The organism is Rubellimicrobium rubrum (genome assembly GCF_006152115.1).
Taxonomy (GTDB): Bacteria; Pseudomonadota; Alphaproteobacteria; order Rhodobacterales; family Rhodobacteraceae; genus Rubellimicrobium; species Rubellimicrobium rubrum.
Map to the genome: position 1 here is coordinate 126427 of NZ_VDFU01000005.1, position 15639 is coordinate 142065.

The window sequence follows — 15639 nt, forward strand, 5'->3', positions numbered from 1 at the left end:
AACGACCGTGATCAGCCCTGAGCGCTGCGCATTTCGGCTGCGATTCTCGCTGCTAGACGCGCGTTGTTCAGGACCAGGGCGATGTTCGTCTCCAGGCTGCGGCCACCGGTCAGGTCGTAGATCCGGGCCAGCAAGAACGGCGTGACGGCCTTGGCTGCGATGCCCTGGTTCCCTGCCTCGAGCAGCGCCTGGGCGATCAACGGCGCCAACTCCTCCGCGGGGATCTCGTGCTCGGCGGGAACCGGATTGGCGACGAGTTGCCCACCTGGTAGCCCGATTGCCGCGCGCATCCGATGCGCCGCCGCAATCGTGGCCGGATCATCCATGCGCAGCGGGGCCCGCAGGCCAGAGCGGCGCGACCAGAACGCCGGCAACTCGTCCTGTCCGACCGCGATGACCGGTACGCCCAGGGTCTCCAACACCTCGAAGGTCTTTGGCAGATCGAGAATGGCCTTTGCCCCTGCGGCCACCACGGTCACCGCCGTCTGCGCGAGTTCATGCAGGTCCGCCGAGATGTCTAAGCTGGACTCGGCGCCGCGATGCACGCCGCCGATTCCACCGGTTGCAAAGACGTCGATCCCCGCAAGCTTGGCCAAGATCATCGTTGCGGCAACGGTCGTCGCACCCGTCCCGCCCTGGGCCAGGCAAGCCGCCAGATCGGCTCTTGAGAGCTTGGCGACGTCCTTGGCCTGAGCCAACTGCTCAAGTTGATCCCTGGACAGGCCGACATGCACCTGTCCCGCCATGACGGCGATGGTGGCCGGGACGGCACCGTGGGCGCGGACCTCCTCCTCGACCAGGCGAGCGGTCTCTACGTTGCGCGGCCATGGCATGCCATGGGTGATGATCGTGGATTCGAGCGCCACGATCGGACGTCCCAGACTGCGAGCGTCGCTCACCTCGGGGGAAAAATGCATGGGGATCATGTTGGCGCTTCTCCTGAGACGTAAAGTGCGGCGGCCCGCAGCGCCCGGGCGAGCGCGCCCTCCCGGTCTGCGCCGTCCCGCTCGGCCACGATGTGCGCGGCCATGAATGTGTCGCCCGCGCCCGTCACCCGGGTCACCAGCACATCGGGAGGAACCTGCGTGGTCACCCCGGAACCATCTCCATGGGACGCCGACCTGCCACCGTCCGTGACCAGCACCCGCCGAGCACCCCGATCTATCAGCCCCTTCGCTGCGTCTGCCGAGTTCGCGAACTCTCGGTGGCAGAGCAGGCCAGCCTCCTCCAGGTTCACGTACAGTGTCGTGCCGGCGTGATCGATCAGCGGCAGAAGGCGCTCGGCCTTGCCCGGACTGGCAGGGGCGACCCGAAGGTCGGACTTTCGGAACAATGGGGACGCCGAGATCCGGGCGAGAAGATCGGCGGTCAGATTGCCGTCCAGTGCCACCGGTCCGTCCCAGGGTCGCTGCGCCGTACCAAGCCTTCCATCCTCCAGCGGCCGCAAGATCTTATCGCCCGCAGCTTCCAGGGAATGGGCATCGGCGATGGCAGCAATCAGCCCGTTCCCGCCTTCGATGGCCATGTAACGATCGGTCGGCAAGTCCTCCGATCTGTAGAGGTAATCGATCACGAGACCCATGTTCGCAGCTTCGGCCGTCAGTGCCTCTCCTGGGGCGTCACGACCGACGGCGCTCAGCAGCGCGGGCCGGAGCCCGAAGCGGCGCAGGGTGACAGCGATGTTCATGGCAACGCCACCAGTCACCTGTGTGATGCGTCCCGGCAGGTCTGCGCCTAGCCTCATGTGGGACGGAGTCCGACCGATGATGTCCCAAAGGACCGAACCGATGCACAGGATGTCAGGGGCAGGGGTCATGAACGTGCAGTTGCCCGCAAGCCCAGGGCAGCGTCAACCCGAACCGCTTACTGCGTGCCTCTTGCACCTTCGGGTGTTTATCGCTAGGTCCCCCCCACTTCGCAGGCGGAGGCGGGCCCCGGGGGGAGAAATCCCTCGATGGTCCACCGGTTGGGGGCAACCCTGATACCTTCGCCGAGGCCAAACCGGAAAAGGACAACGACATGGCTCTCCCCGAGTTTTCCATGCGCCAGCTGCTTGAGGCAGGCGTACACTTCGGACACCAGACCGCCCGCTGGAACCCCCGCATGGGGCCGTACATCTACGGCTCGCGGAATGGCATCCACATTCTGGACCTGACCCAGACCGTACCGCTGCTGGACGAAGCGCTGCGCGTGGTACGCGACACCGTGGCCCGTGGCGGCCGCATCCTGTTCGTGGGCACCAAGCGCCAGGCGCAGAAGTCGATCGCGGACGCGGCCGAACGGTCCGCGCAGTTCTACATGAACCACCGCTGGTTGGGTGGCACCCTGACCAACTGGCAAACGGTCTCGCAGTCGATCAACCGGCTGAAGGCGATTGACGAAGCGGCCGATCGCGGGTTCGAAGGGCTGACCAAGAAAGAGCGTCTTGGCATGGAGCGTGAGCAGGCCAAGCTGCAGGCTTCGCTCGGTGGCATCCGTGAAATGGGCGGCGTGCCCGACCTCCTGTTCGTCATCGACGTCAACAAGGAAGATCTGGCCATCCAGGAAGCCCAGAAGCTTGGTATCCCGGTCGTGGCCGTGGTCGACACGAACTGCTCGCCCAAGGGCGTCGACTATGTGATCCCCGGCAACGACGACGCCGCGCGGGCGATTCAGCTGTACTGCGACCTCGTGGCCCGTGCCGCTCTTGAAGGCATGAGCGCCCAACTGGGCGCGGCGGGCGTCGATATCGGCGCCATGGAGCAACTCTCGGAAGAGACGCTCGAGGACGCCGCGACCGCCTGATCAGGGTTTGTGTCGCAAAACTGATACCGGGCGGGTGCGACACCCCGCCCGGATTTCCATTCAAGGAGGCATGAGATGGCGATCACCGCGAGCATGGTGAAAGAGCTGCGTGAAAGCACCGGCGCAGGCATGATGGATGCCAAGAAGGCCCTGACTGAGACGGACGGCGACATGGAAGCGGCCGTTGACTGGCTGCGGACCAAAGGTCTTGCCAAGGCTGCCAAGAAATCTGGCCGCACTGCCGCCGAAGGCCTCGTCGGCGTGGCCGTATCGGGCGGCAAAGGCGTCGTGGTCGAGGTCAACTCCGAGACCGATTTCGTCGCCAAGAACGCCGAGTTCCAGGCTCTTGTCCGTAATGTGGCTCAGGCCGCGCTCGGCGCTGATGACATCGAGTCCCTCAAGCAGGCCGATCTGAACGGCCAGCCGGCCGAGACTGCCGTCATGGACGCCATTGCCAAGATCGGTGAGAACATGACGCTGCGCCGCATGTCCACGCTGAGCGGTGAGACCGTCGTCTCATACGTGCACAATGCCGCGGGTGAGGGACTTGGCAAGATCGGCGTGCTCGTGGCGCTGTCCGGCACCGACAACGGCATTGGGCGGCAGATCGCCATGCACGTTGCCGCGGCCAATCCGGCAGCCCTGGACGAGGCGGCGCTGGATCCCGCGCTGGTCGTCAAGGAGCGTCAGGTCCAGTTCGATATCGCCAAGGAGTCGGGCAAGCCCGACGCTGTGATCGAGAAGATGCTCGAAGGCCGGATGAAGAAGTTCATGGCCGAGTCGACCCTCATGGGACAGGCCTTCGTCGTGAACCCTGACGTCACGGTTGCGCAGGCTGCCAAGGATGCAGGCGTCGCGGTCACGGGCTTTGTTCGTCTCGCCGTCGGCGAGGGCATCGAAAAGCAGACCGAGGACTTCGCAGCCGAGGTCGCCAAGATGAACGCGGGCGCCTGACAGCGTTTGCGGAGGCCGCCGCCATGCTGTTTTAGCTGACGGCGGCACTGCCTCTGCCATGAGGTTGGCCACCTATGGGCCACCTCTTGGTTTTCTGCCTCGACCGAGGTTCTGCAGGTATAACGGCTGACGCGTTCCACGAGCCAGATCGGGCGCCGTGCTCTGTGTACGCTGGCCCCGGCGTTTGATGCGGCGTCAGGTGTCCACTGTGAACATTTGGTTGTAGAACGCGGCCTTCAACACGGCCTGGGCCGTCGTCTCGACATCGAGCGCCTCACGCGCCAGACGAAGATGCTTTTCCACCGTTGCGGCCGTAAGGCCCATCAGCAGGGCAATGTCCTGTGCCGTCTTTCCGTCACCGACCCACTGAAGCACCTCGCGTTGCCGAGGCGTGAGTTGGCGCGCGCCGCTGTAGGGCAGGGTGAGCAGCTTCAGGTGGAACACATTGTTCATCACCGTGATCGTCGGGCCGTGCTGCGCCCAGATTTCATCGACGCGATCCTGATCCAAGCCCGGGCGAGCGCAGAGGCCAATCCCGCCTTTGGCGCGCTGTGAGACAGAGCGGAAACTGATGGTGTAGCCGCAGGTGACCCCAAGCTTGCGGTTGAAGTCTAAGACCTTGAGTTCGGAGGGCGAGAAGCCACCTTCGGCCGCCGTCCTGGTGATCCAGGACCAGGAACATGCGCCGTCATTCTCAAGGGCCCAGCGGACCATAGGGCCATTGGCGTAGAGCCCGTCTTCGATGTAGGGGCGCATGTAAGCCGCAGGCAAATTGGTCAGAACCACCCAGTCCTGGGGGTCGCCCAGACTGCGACCGCTACGATATCGGGTGTACCCGTAGAGCAGTCGATCAAAGCCGAAAGAGGCCATTGCGTCCAGATGCAGCCGCCAAAGACCTTCGACCGAATTCGCGTTGTTCACGCGATCCAGATGGATGACGAGATCATGCATGGTCGTTGCATTAACACTCTTGTCGAACCCAGCGCACCAAGATTCTGGCCTTGTCGGGACTGGTATCTCTCCAGCGGCGTTCGAATCGAGATGATGCCCCTGATGTTCCATCGCGCGAACCATGCCTCCACGAGTTCCTGCTGGCGGCATGGCTGACCAATCGTGGAAGCCTGCGGGCACGAGGGGGGACCAAAGTCACCAGTGATCAGAAAGAGGAGGGCAGGGACGAACTCTCGGGCCGCTTTGGGGCGAACGCAACACATGGCATTCCCTCCAGGGCGAAGTCTGGATTGAGTTCGTGTCGAAAGCCTGGATCATGTGCAGAGCCTCAGGACCTGCTTCAGCCTTTAAGACATCGTGACCGAGCTCGCCGAGAAATCGAGCTGCTCCGCCTCTGCTTCGCAGCTGCGGAATGACTAACGAAGATCACCTCAGGAGACTCGAACCTCCCAATATGATCAGGAACATCGTTTCGATGGCCTGCATGAATCGAGTACCTCGCGCTGTCTCAGGCGTCGCGAGCCGACGATGCAGGGCCGACGTTATCGAACAGCGCGATCCGACAATCACTCTCCAAGGTGACACCATGCGACGCCAAGCATCCGAGACGGAGCCAAACCCGTGAGAGAGCTGGCATTGTTCCGGCGCAGAACGTCCGCTGTAAAAGCCCTTGGATCTGGCTAATCCAGATGGAACGTATTTGCTCGAATCCACCCTGACCATGAAAGTCGGGCCAGCAGCCGAATTACTTGACATAATATATGTTATGCGACTGCGACCTGTAGCCGCAAAGTAGAACTGTCACCCTTCCCGACCCGAATGGCGGCTACGGAGGTGGCGGATGGGATGGGTTCTGATGAGCGAACGCGAGCTGCCTCGGATCGAGGTGCTGTCCTGCGTCGTCGAGGGTCGACTGAGCGTGGCGCGCGCGGCCGACTTGTTGGGGCTGAGCCCGCGTCAGGTGCAGCGGCTGCTGCGGACGTTTCAGGTCGAAGGCGCGCCGGCGCTGCGCCACAAGGCACGTGGGCGGCCGTCGAACAATCGGACCCTGCCTGGCGTGCGCGACTTGGCTCTAGCCTTGGTGCGCGAGAGCTACGCCGACTTCGGGCCGACGTTGGCGGCCGAGAAGCTAGCGGAGCGCCATGGGCTTTCGGAGTCGCGCGAGACGCTACGCAAGTGGATGGCCGAGGACGGGCTGTGGCTGTCGTGCTGGCAACGGCGCCAGTTTCACCAGCCCCGCCTGCGCCGCGAGCGCCTGGGCGAGCTGGTGCAGATCGACGGCTCCGAGCATCGCTGGTTCGAGGAGCGCGGGCCCGCCTGCACGCTCCTGGTGTTCATCGACGACGCGACGAGCCGGCTCATGCAGATGCGCTTTGTGCCCTCCGAGAGCACGTTCAGCTACTTCGAAGTACTGGAGGGCTACTTGCGCCAGCACGGCCGCCCGGTGGCCTTCTACTCGGACAAGCACTCGATCTTCCGCGTGGCGAAGGCCGATGCGGCCAGCGGTCATGGCATGACCCAGTTCGGCCGTGCGCTCGCGGAGCTCAACATCGAGATCCTGTGCGCCAACTCGAGCCAGGCCAAAGGCCGGGTCGAGCGCGCGAACCGCAGGCTGCAGGACCGGCTGGTCAAGGAGATGCGGCTCAAGGGCATCAGCACCATGGAAGCGGCGAACGCCTTCCTGCCCGGCTTCATCGCGCGTCACAACGGGCGCTTCGCCCGGGTACCGGCCCGCTCCGAGGACCTGCACCGGCCGCTCGCCGATGGGGTCGACCGGCTGCGCGACATCCTGTGCTGGCGCGACCAGCGCTATGTGGGCCAGCAACTCACGCTGACCTACGAGCGCAATCGGATTCTGCTGGAGGAGAGCGAGGTCACGCGTGGCCTGGTGGGCCAGTACGTCCAGACCTATGCCTTTCCGGACGGTCGGCTTGAGGTGCGCTCGCAGGGTATGTCCCTGCCTTACCGCGCCATCGACCCCGACCAGCAGCGCGTGACCCCCGAGGCGATTACCGAGAACAAGCGCCTGAGCGCCGTGTTGTTCGCCATCCAGGAGATGCAGGAGACCTCTGCCCCGAATGTCACGACGGTCGGCAAGCAGCGCACGCGGTATCAGCCCCAGAGCAACCCGCATAAGCCCAGGAAGTCTTGGATGGACGGCCGCGGCGCCCAACGTGCGGCCGAGGCGACGCTGGAGCTCCCTGCCCCGGACCAAGCTGCCGAATGACCTCCAGAGGCAGGCCGGGGCGGGCTCCGATCCCTGACCTCTGCGCCCGGCCCAATCTCCCCCCAATCCTCGCCGCAACAGGTCTATTCTGCAGAACCAGCGACGTTCTAACTTGCTGACAACAGCGGTCATCAGAAGCATGGGGCGCCTGTGCTCATCCTGCCCGGCACAAGTTGCTTACCTCTCCTTGTCGCACCGCTTGGACAGGTCCCATCGGTTCGCGCTCCTCAATCGACGGGAAGCACGACGGTGAACCGACTTCCGTGTCCCACTGCGCTCTCAATGCGGAGACGCCCGCGATGGCGGTTGACGATATGCTTCACAATGGCCAGACCCAATCCGGTTCCACCGACCTCGCGCGACCGGTGGGCGTCGACTCTGTAGAAGCGCTCGGTCAGCCTTGGAATGTGATGCGCTGCGATCCCGGGACCATGGTCCGATACGCTAAGGCACACTCCTGACCGACGCAGCGCTGGTTGGAACTCCGGAGATGTCAACGAGACCTCGATGTCCTCCCCACTGCCGCCATACTTCATGGCGTTCTCGATCAAATTGGTCAGCACTTGCCGCAACTGGCCAGGATCACCCGGCACAATCACCTTTGCCTCAGGCACTTCTACTTGGAGGTGAGCTTCCTTTTGCCGCGCCAGCGGCTCCAGCGTCGCAACCACCGAGCTTGTCAGGGCGCCAAGGTCCACAGGTTCCAGCGGACGCCGACGCTCGTCCGCCTCGACGCGGCTCAGGGAGAGCAGGTCATCGACGAGATGAGCCATCCTCTGGGCCTCACGAGCGATTATGGCTAAGAAGCGAGCTCGTGCCGCTTCATCGTCCTTGGCGGGTCCTCTCAGGGTTTCAACGAAACCAAGCAGCGCCGTCAGGGGTGTCCGGAGCTCGTGACTCAGGTTTGCAACGAAGTCGCGGCGAATCTGGCCAGCTTCTTCAACGGCCGTCATGTCCTCGAACACGACGAGGACACGACGACGGCCTTTCGGTGCAACGTCACGCGCGCTGACGCGCCATGTGGTGTTTCGCGTCGCGTCACTGCCGAGGAAACGGGCGTCGCGCGCAGTGCCGTCGCGCAGCGTGCTTTCGATGATGTCCAGGGTCGCAGGCTGCCGGAGCACGGTGATGTAGTGCCGACCGGTTCCATCATGGCCAAACAGGGCCTTGGCGGCAGGATTTGATGCCTCCACCCGCTCTTCCGGCCCGATCAGGACCGCGGGCATTGGCAAGGCGTTCACAATAGCAATGGCGTCAGGCGACATGGACTACCGTTCACTCGATTTGTATTTCAGTCGAACGCAGCTTCTTGCTGGCGTTGTATCCTGACTTATGATCACAACGTAAGCGCGGCGCGTTCATTGGCTTCTCAGACCCGTGGGCTCAGCCCGGATCTGGATAAGGTTCATGTTTCATCCGTGTGACGGTCAGGCAAAAAGGCAGGTATCTCGAAAGCTCTATGATCCTGGTGATCGGCAACCTTATGACTTGGGAACGTGAAGGCCGCCCAGTGCCTAAGCTGGAAGGTTTCTATTTCGCCAGTTTCTCTGAAATCGACGCTCGTCTGCTGTCTGACGTCAAGCCCGACGTCGTGCTCTCCGCTTTGATGGGGGAAAGTTTCGACGTCATAGACCTGGCTTGCCGGCTTGTCGAACTGGGGTTTGCAGGCCGATACCGGGCGCTCACGACTGCCCTTCCCAACGCCGAGGCTGTGCGCAACGAAGTCCAGGCTATCGCACCAAGCCTCGACTTCAACTTCTATGTCATAGGTTCAACGTTGGACCCGCCGGCCTGAGGCCTGTCGCAAACCGGACCGCATTCTCGGCATAGTTCCGTGCGGATAGGCGGAGACGCTCCACGGCCTCGTCGTCCAGATTTCGCACGACCTTTGCGGGTGCCCCCATCAGAAGACTGCGCGGGCCGATGCGCTTGCCTTCTGTCACCAGGGCCCCTGCCCCAACTAGGCATTGCGATCCGATGACGGCCCCGTTCAGCACCGTGGCTGCCATGCCGATCAGACTTCCGCTCTCGATGGTGCAGCCGTGCAGCATGGCCTTGTGACCGATCGTGCAACCTGCCCCGACGGTCAGGGGATAACCCCAGTCCGTATGAAGGACCGAATGCTCCTGAACATTGGTCTCTTCACCGATCTCGATCCACTCGTTGTCCCCGCGAAGCACCGCCCCGAACCACACCGAAGCACGCGGACCGATGCGAACGCGACCCATCACCTGTGCATCCGGCGCAATCCAGGCTGAGGGATGGATTTCCGGCTCCTGCCCATCGAACTTCCAGATCATCGGGCGTCCTGAAACTCGTGGGCCAGGCCACGCACGAAATCGGTAAGCCAAGGCTGCCTATCGCGCCGGAGACGCTCGACGGCGACGATGCTGCGGACCTTCGCGTCGATCTCGTCCAGGTCGCGATTGACGAGGACGTAATCATACTCCGCCCAGTGGCTGACCTCTGCCATGGAGCGTGCCATGCGCCCGGCAATGACGTTGGAACTGTCCTGGCCACGCGAACGTAGGCGGCGTTCCAGTTCCTGCATGGAGGGGGGCAGAATGAAGATCGAGACCACCTCACGTCCCAGCGGGGAGTTCCGGATCTGCTGCCCGCCCTGCCAGTCGATGTCGAACAGCGTGTCTCGCCCACCCGACATCGCTGTTTCGACCGGCGTCCGCGGCGAGCCGTACAGGTTCCCGAACACCTCGGCGTGTTCAAGGAGTTCACCCCGCCTCACCATGTCTTCGAACTCGGGGCGGGTGACGAAGTGATACTCCCGCCCATTCACCTCGCCCGGGCGCGGAGGACGGGTCGTCGCAGACACCGAAAAGCCGATCTGAGGGTCGGCAGACAGAAGCCGCCGGGCCAAGGTGGTCTTCCCGGCGCCGGAAGGCGAAGACAGGATGATGAGCAAGCCGCGCCGAGTCGAACCTTCCTGGGCAGCCATCCCTTACTCCACGTTCTGAACCTGTTCGCGCATCTGGTCGATGGCGGCCTTGAGGTCAAGTCCGACTCGGCCAAGCCGCATCGACCCGGATTTCGACATCAGGGTGTTGGCTTCCCTGTTGAATTCCTGCGCCAGGAAATCGAGGCGCCGGCCAGCCGGCTGCGGGTCCCCGATCAGTTCGCGCGCTGCAGCGACATGGGCGCGCAATCGGTCCAACTCCTCGGTCACGTCGGACTTGAGCGCTAGCAAAGCTAATTCCTGGGTGAGACGGGTTTCGTCGATTTCCGACACCTCGTCCGAGACACGGCGGAAAGCGGCGGCCATCGCCAGTCGTGCCTCGTCGCGACGTAGGTCCGCAGCACCGGTCGCTTCCTCGACCAAGGACTCTATCTGCGAGAGTTGTCCCTGGATGACTGCCGCGAGGGCTGATCCCTCGGCTTCGCGGGCATTGATGAACTCATCCAGGAGAACACCTAGGTCGGTTAGAAGCCACTCCACGAGACCTTCTTCAGACACGACAGAAGGCGCAGCGACGACCACGCCCTTCTGGGACAGCACATCTGCGGCCGTTGGCTGCGCCAGCGTCACGCCCAAGGTGAAAGCCCTTTGTTGCACATGCTCCAGAGCGTGGAGAACACGGTCGAGCTGATCGTCGTCCAAGGCAAGCGCCCCCTCTGCGGCGGCCCTCGTCTGGCGCAGCGTGAGCGAGACGTTGCCCCGAGCGAGCCTTGCCGAAAGCGCGTTGCGCACCGCCTGCTCCAGCCCCGCGATGCCCTCCGGCAGGCGCAGGCGCAACTCAAGCCCCCGCCCATTGACGCTGCGCAGGTCCCAATCCCAGTCAATATCGCCGTGTCGGCCCCGTCGACTGGCGAAAGCGGTCATAGAACGGATCATGCGTCCACCTCTGGAGAGAAGCTGCAACCCAGCGATGTGCCGCTTAGCTGAACAGGGCATTAACCGGTTTACACTTAAGTAACGGACATTACCGCGCCACGATGTACATTAATAAATATGTAACCAAACGGCACGACTCCGGAGAGACCCATGCCCCGTGATGATTCTGGCGATCAGACCGATGCGCTTGCTGGATATGTGGCCGACCGACAGGACGGTCGAGGGCTGACCTTCCGCGATGTTCCAGCCGGACAGCGCGCCATGCAGGTTCTGGAAGCATATTGGCGGGACATAAAGGGCACCGACCACCTGCCCCACCGCCGTGACCTCGACGCGACCCAGATCGAAGAGGCCCTGCCCCACGCGTTCATTCTTGAGCGGATCGCACCCGGAATCGCGCGGATCAGGACAGGTGGGCAGGTCGTCTGCAGTCACATGGGCTTTGAGGCTCGGGGGATGCCCTTGTCGGTTCTCTTTGCTCCCGACAGCCGCAATGGGCTCCGCCGTTGGCTGGAACGGTGCTTCGAGGACCCGGCGCTGGTCGACCTCCCCGTCACCGCTCGCCGTGGGATTCTACAGGCGCCAATTACGGGGCGGCTGCTTCTGCTACCCCTTCTCGATCAAGACGATCGCGTCACTCGGGCGGTGGGCGGCTTGTTCCTGGACCAACCGGCACGGCTTGCCAAGGTTAAGTTCGACATCCGAGAAGATCCGACACTGCGCTGCCAACGCCTCGTCCAGCCCAGCCAGCCAGTGCTCCATGCGGTGGCGGGCGACCGGGTTGGATCGGCGCCCTCCACTCACCGACGGGCCCAGCTTCGGCTCGTCGTATCGAATCCCTGATCCCAGCAACTGGGACGGACCGGGCGTGAACCGCCCGGTCGCTAGTTAGACCGCTTCGGCCCTGGCAAGGCTCGTGCGACGCGCGGACAGCTCTTCCGACACCAGGAACGCGAGTTCCAAGGCTTGGCTGGCGTTGAGGCGCGGGTCGCAGGCCGTGTGATACCGGTCAGACAGGTCTTCGTCGGTAACCGCCCTTACACCACCCGTGCACTCGGTCACGTCCTTGCCCGTCATCTCAAAGTGCACACCGCCCGGGATCGTCGCTTCGGAATTGTGGATCGCGAAGAACTCCCGCACCTCCCGCAGCACCGAGTCGAACGGCCGCGTCTTGTAGCCGGACGACGACTTGATCGTGTTTCCGTGCATGGGGTCGCAGGACCAGACGACCTGAGCGCCCTCCTCCTGCACCGCGCGGACAAGCCGAGGCAGATGCTCGGCCACGGTCCCCGCTCCGAACCGTGCGATCAGTGTCAGTCGCCCCGCCTCGTTCTTTGGATTCAGCTTGGCCATCAAGGATTTCAGGTCGCCGGCCGTCATCGACGGCCCGCACTTGAGTCCGATGGGATTCTGCACGCCGCGGCAATACTCCACATGCGCCCCGTCGGGTTGCCGTGTGCGGTCGCCGATCCAGATCATGTGGCCCGATCCGGCGAGCCACTGGCCGGTGGTCGAGTCCACGCGTGTCAGCGGCTCCTCGTAATCAAGCAGAAGCGCTTCATGGGAGGTGAAGAACTCCACAGTCTGCAAGGTGTGCGCCGCCTCGTCGCTGATCCCCGCCGCCCGCATGAAGTCCAGCGTGTCAGAGATGCGGTTCGCCATCTCGCGATACTTCTCGGCTTCGGGGCTGGAAGTGAACCCAAGCGTCCAGGCATGGACCTTGTGAACGTCCGCATAGCCGCCTGTGGAAAAGGCGCGAAGCAGATTGAGCGAGGCCGCCGACTGCAGGTAGGCCTGAAGCATGCGCTCGGGATCGGGAACGCGCGCCTCGGAGGTGAAGTCGAAACCGTTGATGATGTCGCCCTTGTAGGACGGCAACTCGATCCCGTTGATCACCTCGCTCGGGGCTGACCGTGGCTTTGCGAACTGACCCGCGACGCGGCCCACCTTTACCACAGGCACCTTGGCCCCATAGGTCAGAACCATGGCCATCTGCAGGATCACCTTGAAGGTGTCCCGGATGCTGTCGGCCGAGAACTCAGCGAAGCTTTCGGCGCAATCGCCGCCCTGGAGGAGGAAGGCCTCCCCTTTTGACACCTTCGCCAGATGCGCCTTGAGCTTGCGTGCCTCTCCAGCGAACACGAGCGGCGGGTACGAGGCCAGGCGTGATACGACGAAGGCGAGGCGATCCTGATCGGGATAGTCCGGCATCTGTACGCGCGACTTCCTGCGCCAGTCGGTCTTCTGCCATTCCCCCATGGTCGCTCTCCTCGTCGGTCGATGGGGCCGTCCCCGTCGAATGGGCGCGCTTATAGCGACCGCCTCGCGCATGTCCAAGGCAAAACCCCGGTTTGCGCCGCCCGTGGAAGCCCCGCAGGCGGATAGGCAGACAGCGGCTTTGTACGAAGCTCGCGACATCGGATGCCGCAAACAGGAGATCTTGTAGCGACATGAGGAACCTGAGACTGTCGCATGCGGACGACATGTGGTCGTTCCCAGGGCCAGTCTGATGAACATTCATCCTCAGGTAATTGAACTCGAGCAGGTCGACAGTCGCGCTCGCCGTTTCGTCTTTGTCCTTCTAAAGGATTTCACGATGCTTTGCTTTGCCTGCGCCGTGGAGTCGCTGCGCATAGCGAACCGCATGGCTGGGCGCGAACTCTATACCTGGACCCTCGCCGGCGAAGGTGGGCAGAGCGTCGCCTGCTCGAACGGGACCGTGTTCAAGTTGGACATGGAGTTCGGGGATCTTTCGCGCGACGACACTGTCATGGTGTGTGGGGGAATCGACGTTCATGCAGCCACGACCCGGACCATTCTGAACTGGCTTCGGCGCGAGGCACGGCGCGGCGTCACCCTCGGCGGGCTTTGTACAGCCGCTCACACCTTGGCCAAGGCTGGGCTGCTCGATGGACGACGCGCGACGATCCACTGGGAGAACCAGGATTCGTTCGCCGAGGAGTTCGAGAATGTGATCCTGACCAAGTCCGTCTTCGTGATCGATGGCAACCGGATGACAACGGCGGGGGGCACCGCCTCGATCGACCTCATGCTCAAGCTCATCGCGGACGATCACGGGGAAGAACTCGCGAACGCGGTCGCCGACCAGCTCATCTATTCGTCGATCCGGACCGACCAGGACACCCAACGCCTCTCCATCCCGACACGGATCGGCGTCCGCCACCCCAAGCTGTCGCGCGTCGTCCAGATCATGGAACAGGCGATCGAGGATCCGATCTCTCCTGCGATTCTGGCGAAGGATGTGGGGCTAAGCACCCGGCAGCTCGAGCGTTTGTTCCGTCGTTACCTCGATCGAAGTCCCAAGCGTTACTACATGGAATTGCGTCTTCAGAAGGCCCGCAACCTGCTCATGCAGACGGACATGAGCGTCATAAACGTGGCCTTGGCTTGCGGATTCGCTTCGCCATCGCACTTTTCCAAGTGCTACCGGGCGCACTACGGCAGCACGCCCTATCGGGAGCGCGGAACGCAAAGCGGCGCACGGCTGTCGATCTGACAGCAATCCTCCTATCCCAAAGGCTTCTTCCTTTTTCTTGACACGCCGACTAGCGTGCCGGGCAGTATCAGAATCCCTCAGGGAGACCATCTATGAGCAAGCTTCTCCTGGCCGCTTCGGCGTCCGCCCTTCTTGCCGGGGGCGCCATCGCGCAGGAAACGACCGACGCCGCAGGCGAGGTCAAGATCGGCATCATTCTGGGCTTCACCGGCCCGCTGGAGTCGATCACCCCCAACATGGCGGCCGGTGCCGAGATGGCCATCGCCGAAGTCAACGCCGCTGGAACGCTGCTGGGCGGCGGGCAGACTGTGACGCCGCTCCGTGCCGACTCCACCTGCGTGGACTCAGCGGCTGCGACGGCTGCGGCCGAAGGTCTTGTGGGACAGGGCATCGCCGCGATCGTCGGTGCGGACTGCTCGGGCGTGACCGGTGCAATCCTCACCAATGTCGCGGTCCCCAACGGCATCGGGATGATCTCGCCCTCGGCCACCTCGCCCGGGCTTTCGACGACCGAGGACAACGATCTCTTCTTTCGTACATCGCCCTCGGATGCGCGCCAGGGCGAGATCCTTGCCAACGTTCTGCAAGAGCGCGGCGTGACCGATGTAGCCGTGACGTATACGAACAACGATTATGGCAAGGGTCTGGCGGACGCGTTCCAGACAGCATTCGCGGCCGTTGGCGGCACCGTGTCGATCACCGTCCCCCATGAAGATGGCAAGGCCGATTATTCGGCCGAGGTCGCGTCGCTGGCCGCGTCCGGTTCGGACGTGCTTCTGGTCGCGGGGTACACCGATCAGGGCGGACGTGGAATCATCCAGAACGCGCTGGACACGGGTGCGTTCGAAACCTTCGTGCTTCCGGATGGGATGGTCGGCCAGGACATTGTGGACAATCTGGGCGAAGGCCTGGCTACATCGTTCGGCACCATGCCCGGCACCGACAGCCCCGGCACCACTGCGTTCCAGGAACTGGCGGCCGCGCAGAACCTTGACGGTACCTCGGTCTACGCGCCCGAGTCCTATGATGCGGCTGCCCTTGTCATGCTGGCCATGCAGGCCGCAGGATCTACCAACGGCGCCGACTGGGCTGCCAAGGTCATGGATCTGGCCAACGCTCCGGGTGAGCAGATTCTTCCTGGCGAACTCGGCAAGGCGCTCGACATGATCGCGGCCGGCACCGACATCGACTACGTCGGCGCGACCGCCGTGGAACTGATCGGCGAAGGTGAGTCCGCCGGCAACTTCCGGGAACTGGAGTTCAAGGACGGCCAGATCGAAACCATCCGTTACCGCTGAGACGCGGAATCGCGTTGACGGTATGCCACGGCCCGGGATAGAGCCCCGGGCCGTCGCCCAT

15 protein-coding genes are annotated in these 15639 nt (G+C 63.4%); 7 read left to right on the forward strand and 8 right to left on the reverse strand.

Annotated elements, in window-relative coordinates; all coding sequences use genetic code 11:
* Positions 1-11 precede the first annotated feature (11 nt).
* Entirely contained in the window at positions 12-926 is a 915-nt protein-coding gene (locus FHG66_RS06310) for a pseudouridine-5'-phosphate glycosidase (protein ID WP_139075898.1), read from the reverse strand.
* A complete protein-coding gene (locus tag FHG66_RS06315) occupies positions 923-1816 on the reverse strand; it encodes a PfkB family carbohydrate kinase (protein ID WP_139075899.1) in 894 nt (297 codons plus the stop codon). Before FHG66_RS06315 ends, FHG66_RS06310 begins: the two co-directional genes overlap by 4 nt.
* A gap of 203 nt (positions 1817-2019) precedes the next feature.
* Between FHG66_RS06315 and rpsB the strand changes: the two genes are divergently transcribed.
* Positions 2020-2784 carry a 30S ribosomal protein S2 gene (gene rpsB / locus FHG66_RS06320; protein ID WP_139075900.1) on the forward strand — a complete coding sequence of 255 codons (765 nt, stop codon included), beginning with the start codon at positions 2020-2022 and terminating at the stop codon, positions 2782-2784.
* A gap of 75 nt (positions 2785-2859) precedes the next feature.
* Entirely contained in the window at positions 2860-3738 is an 879-nt protein-coding gene (gene tsf, locus FHG66_RS06325) for a translation elongation factor Ts (RefSeq protein ID WP_139075901.1), read from the forward strand.
* A 195-nt stretch (positions 3739-3933) separates the two neighbouring features.
* Here the strand turns inward: tsf and FHG66_RS06330 are convergent, their stop codons facing one another.
* Positions 3934-4689, reverse strand: a complete 756-nt coding sequence (locus tag FHG66_RS06330) for a LuxR family transcriptional regulator (RefSeq protein WP_139075902.1) — start codon at positions 4687-4689, stop codon at positions 3934-3936.
* Positions 4690-5530: 841 nt separating this feature from the next.
* Here FHG66_RS06330 and FHG66_RS06335 point away from each other — a divergent pair.
* The gene (locus FHG66_RS06335; protein ID WP_139075903.1) at positions 5531-6916 is read left to right on the forward strand and encodes an ISNCY family transposase; all 1386 of its coding nucleotides are present in this window, start codon (positions 5531-5533) and stop codon (positions 6914-6916) included.
* 227 nt (positions 6917-7143) lie between these two features.
* Here the strand turns inward: FHG66_RS06335 and FHG66_RS06340 are convergent, their stop codons facing one another.
* Positions 7144-8181, reverse strand: coding sequence for an ATP-binding protein (locus FHG66_RS06340; protein WP_139075904.1), 1038 nt, complete (start codon positions 8179-8181; stop codon positions 7144-7146).
* A gap of 194 nt (positions 8182-8375) precedes the next feature.
* Between FHG66_RS06340 and FHG66_RS06345 the strand changes: the two genes are divergently transcribed.
* The gene (locus tag FHG66_RS06345) at positions 8376-8711 is read left to right on the forward strand and encodes a hypothetical protein (RefSeq protein ID WP_139075905.1); all 336 of its coding nucleotides are present in this window, start codon (positions 8376-8378) and stop codon (positions 8709-8711) included.
* On the opposite strand, the gene FHG66_RS06350 is transcribed toward FHG66_RS06345, so the two are convergent.
* From FHG66_RS06350 to FHG66_RS06360, 3 genes are read right to left on the reverse strand one after another with little or no spacing between them, the layout of a single operon-like run.
* Positions 8680-9216 (reverse strand): gamma carbonic anhydrase family protein, encoded by a 537-nt coding sequence (locus FHG66_RS06350; RefSeq protein WP_139075906.1) that lies wholly within the window; start codon positions 9214-9216, stop codon positions 8680-8682. The genes FHG66_RS06345 and FHG66_RS06350 overlap by 32 nt on opposite strands.
* Entirely contained in the window at positions 9213-9869 is a 657-nt protein-coding gene (gmk, locus tag FHG66_RS06355) for a guanylate kinase (RefSeq protein WP_139075907.1), read from the reverse strand. The genes FHG66_RS06350 and gmk overlap by 4 nt, the downstream gene beginning before the upstream one ends.
* A gap of 3 nt (positions 9870-9872) precedes the next feature.
* Positions 9873-10751 carry a YicC/YloC family endoribonuclease gene (locus FHG66_RS06360; RefSeq protein ID WP_246082486.1) on the reverse strand — a complete coding sequence of 293 codons (879 nt, stop codon included), beginning with the start codon at positions 10749-10751 and terminating at the stop codon, positions 9873-9875.
* A gap of 162 nt (positions 10752-10913) precedes the next feature.
* Between FHG66_RS06360 and FHG66_RS06365 the strand changes: the two genes are divergently transcribed.
* The gene (locus tag FHG66_RS06365) at positions 10914-11606 is read left to right on the forward strand and encodes a PAS domain-containing protein (RefSeq protein WP_139075909.1); all 693 of its coding nucleotides are present in this window, start codon (positions 10914-10916) and stop codon (positions 11604-11606) included.
* 45 nt (positions 11607-11651) lie between these two features.
* Here FHG66_RS06365 and FHG66_RS06370 read toward each other — a convergent pair whose 3' ends face one another.
* Positions 11652-13022, reverse strand: a complete 1371-nt coding sequence (locus tag FHG66_RS06370; RefSeq protein WP_139075910.1) for a class II 3-deoxy-7-phosphoheptulonate synthase — start codon at positions 13020-13022, stop codon at positions 11652-11654.
* Positions 13023-13272: 250 nt separating this feature from the next.
* Between FHG66_RS06370 and FHG66_RS06375 the strand changes: the two genes are divergently transcribed.
* Together FHG66_RS06375 and FHG66_RS06380 are read left to right on the forward strand one after the other, a co-directional pair.
* The gene (locus FHG66_RS06375; RefSeq protein WP_139075911.1) at positions 13273-14280 is read left to right on the forward strand and encodes a GlxA family transcriptional regulator; all 1008 of its coding nucleotides are present in this window, start codon (positions 13273-13275) and stop codon (positions 14278-14280) included.
* A gap of 92 nt (positions 14281-14372) precedes the next feature.
* Positions 14373-15578 (forward strand): ABC transporter substrate-binding protein, encoded by a 1206-nt coding sequence (locus FHG66_RS06380; protein ID WP_139075912.1) that lies wholly within the window; start codon positions 14373-14375, stop codon positions 15576-15578.
* The last annotated feature ends 61 nt before the right edge of the window (positions 15579-15639 follow it).

Excerpts from the sequence above, each read along its gene's own strand:
- FHG66_RS06370 (WP_139075910.1), bottom strand. The coding sequence starts at position 13,022 with ATGGGGGAATGGCAGAAGACCGACTGGCGCAGGAAGTCGCGCGTACAG.
- FHG66_RS06310 (WP_139075898.1), bottom strand. The coding sequence starts at position 926 with ATGATCCCCATGCATTTTTCCCCCGAGGTGAGCGACGCTCGCAGTCTG.
- FHG66_RS06315 (WP_139075899.1), bottom strand. The coding sequence starts at position 1,816 with ATGACCCCTGCCCCTGACATCCTGTGCATCGGTTCGGTCCTTTGGGAC.
- FHG66_RS06335 (WP_139075903.1), top strand. The coding sequence starts at position 5,531 with ATGGGATGGGTTCTGATGAGCGAACGCGAGCTGCCTCGGATCGAGGTG.
- FHG66_RS06380 (WP_139075912.1), top strand. The coding sequence starts at position 14,373 with ATGAGCAAGCTTCTCCTGGCCGCTTCGGCGTCCGCCCTTCTTGCCGGG.
- FHG66_RS06345 (WP_139075905.1), top strand. The coding sequence starts at position 8,376 with ATGATCCTGGTGATCGGCAACCTTATGACTTGGGAACGTGAAGGCCGC.
- FHG66_RS06350 (WP_139075906.1), bottom strand. The coding sequence starts at position 9,216 with ATGATCTGGAAGTTCGATGGGCAGGAGCCGGAAATCCATCCCTCAGCC.
- gmk (WP_139075907.1), bottom strand. The coding sequence starts at position 9,869 with ATGGCTGCCCAGGAAGGTTCGACTCGGCGCGGCTTGCTCATCATCCTG.
- FHG66_RS06360 (WP_246082486.1), bottom strand. The coding sequence starts at position 10,751 with ATGACCGCTTTCGCCAGTCGACGGGGCCGACACGGCGATATTGACTGG.
- rpsB (WP_139075900.1), top strand. The coding sequence starts at position 2,020 with ATGGCTCTCCCCGAGTTTTCCATGCGCCAGCTGCTTGAGGCAGGCGTA.
- tsf (WP_139075901.1), top strand. The coding sequence starts at position 2,860 with ATGGCGATCACCGCGAGCATGGTGAAAGAGCTGCGTGAAAGCACCGGC.
- FHG66_RS06375 (WP_139075911.1), top strand. The coding sequence starts at position 13,273 with ATGAACATTCATCCTCAGGTAATTGAACTCGAGCAGGTCGACAGTCGC.
- FHG66_RS06365 (WP_139075909.1), top strand. The coding sequence starts at position 10,914 with ATGCCCCGTGATGATTCTGGCGATCAGACCGATGCGCTTGCTGGATAT.
- FHG66_RS06330 (WP_139075902.1), bottom strand. The coding sequence starts at position 4,689 with ATGCATGATCTCGTCATCCATCTGGATCGCGTGAACAACGCGAATTCG.
- FHG66_RS06340 (WP_139075904.1), bottom strand. The coding sequence starts at position 8,181 with ATGTCGCCTGACGCCATTGCTATTGTGAACGCCTTGCCAATGCCCGCG.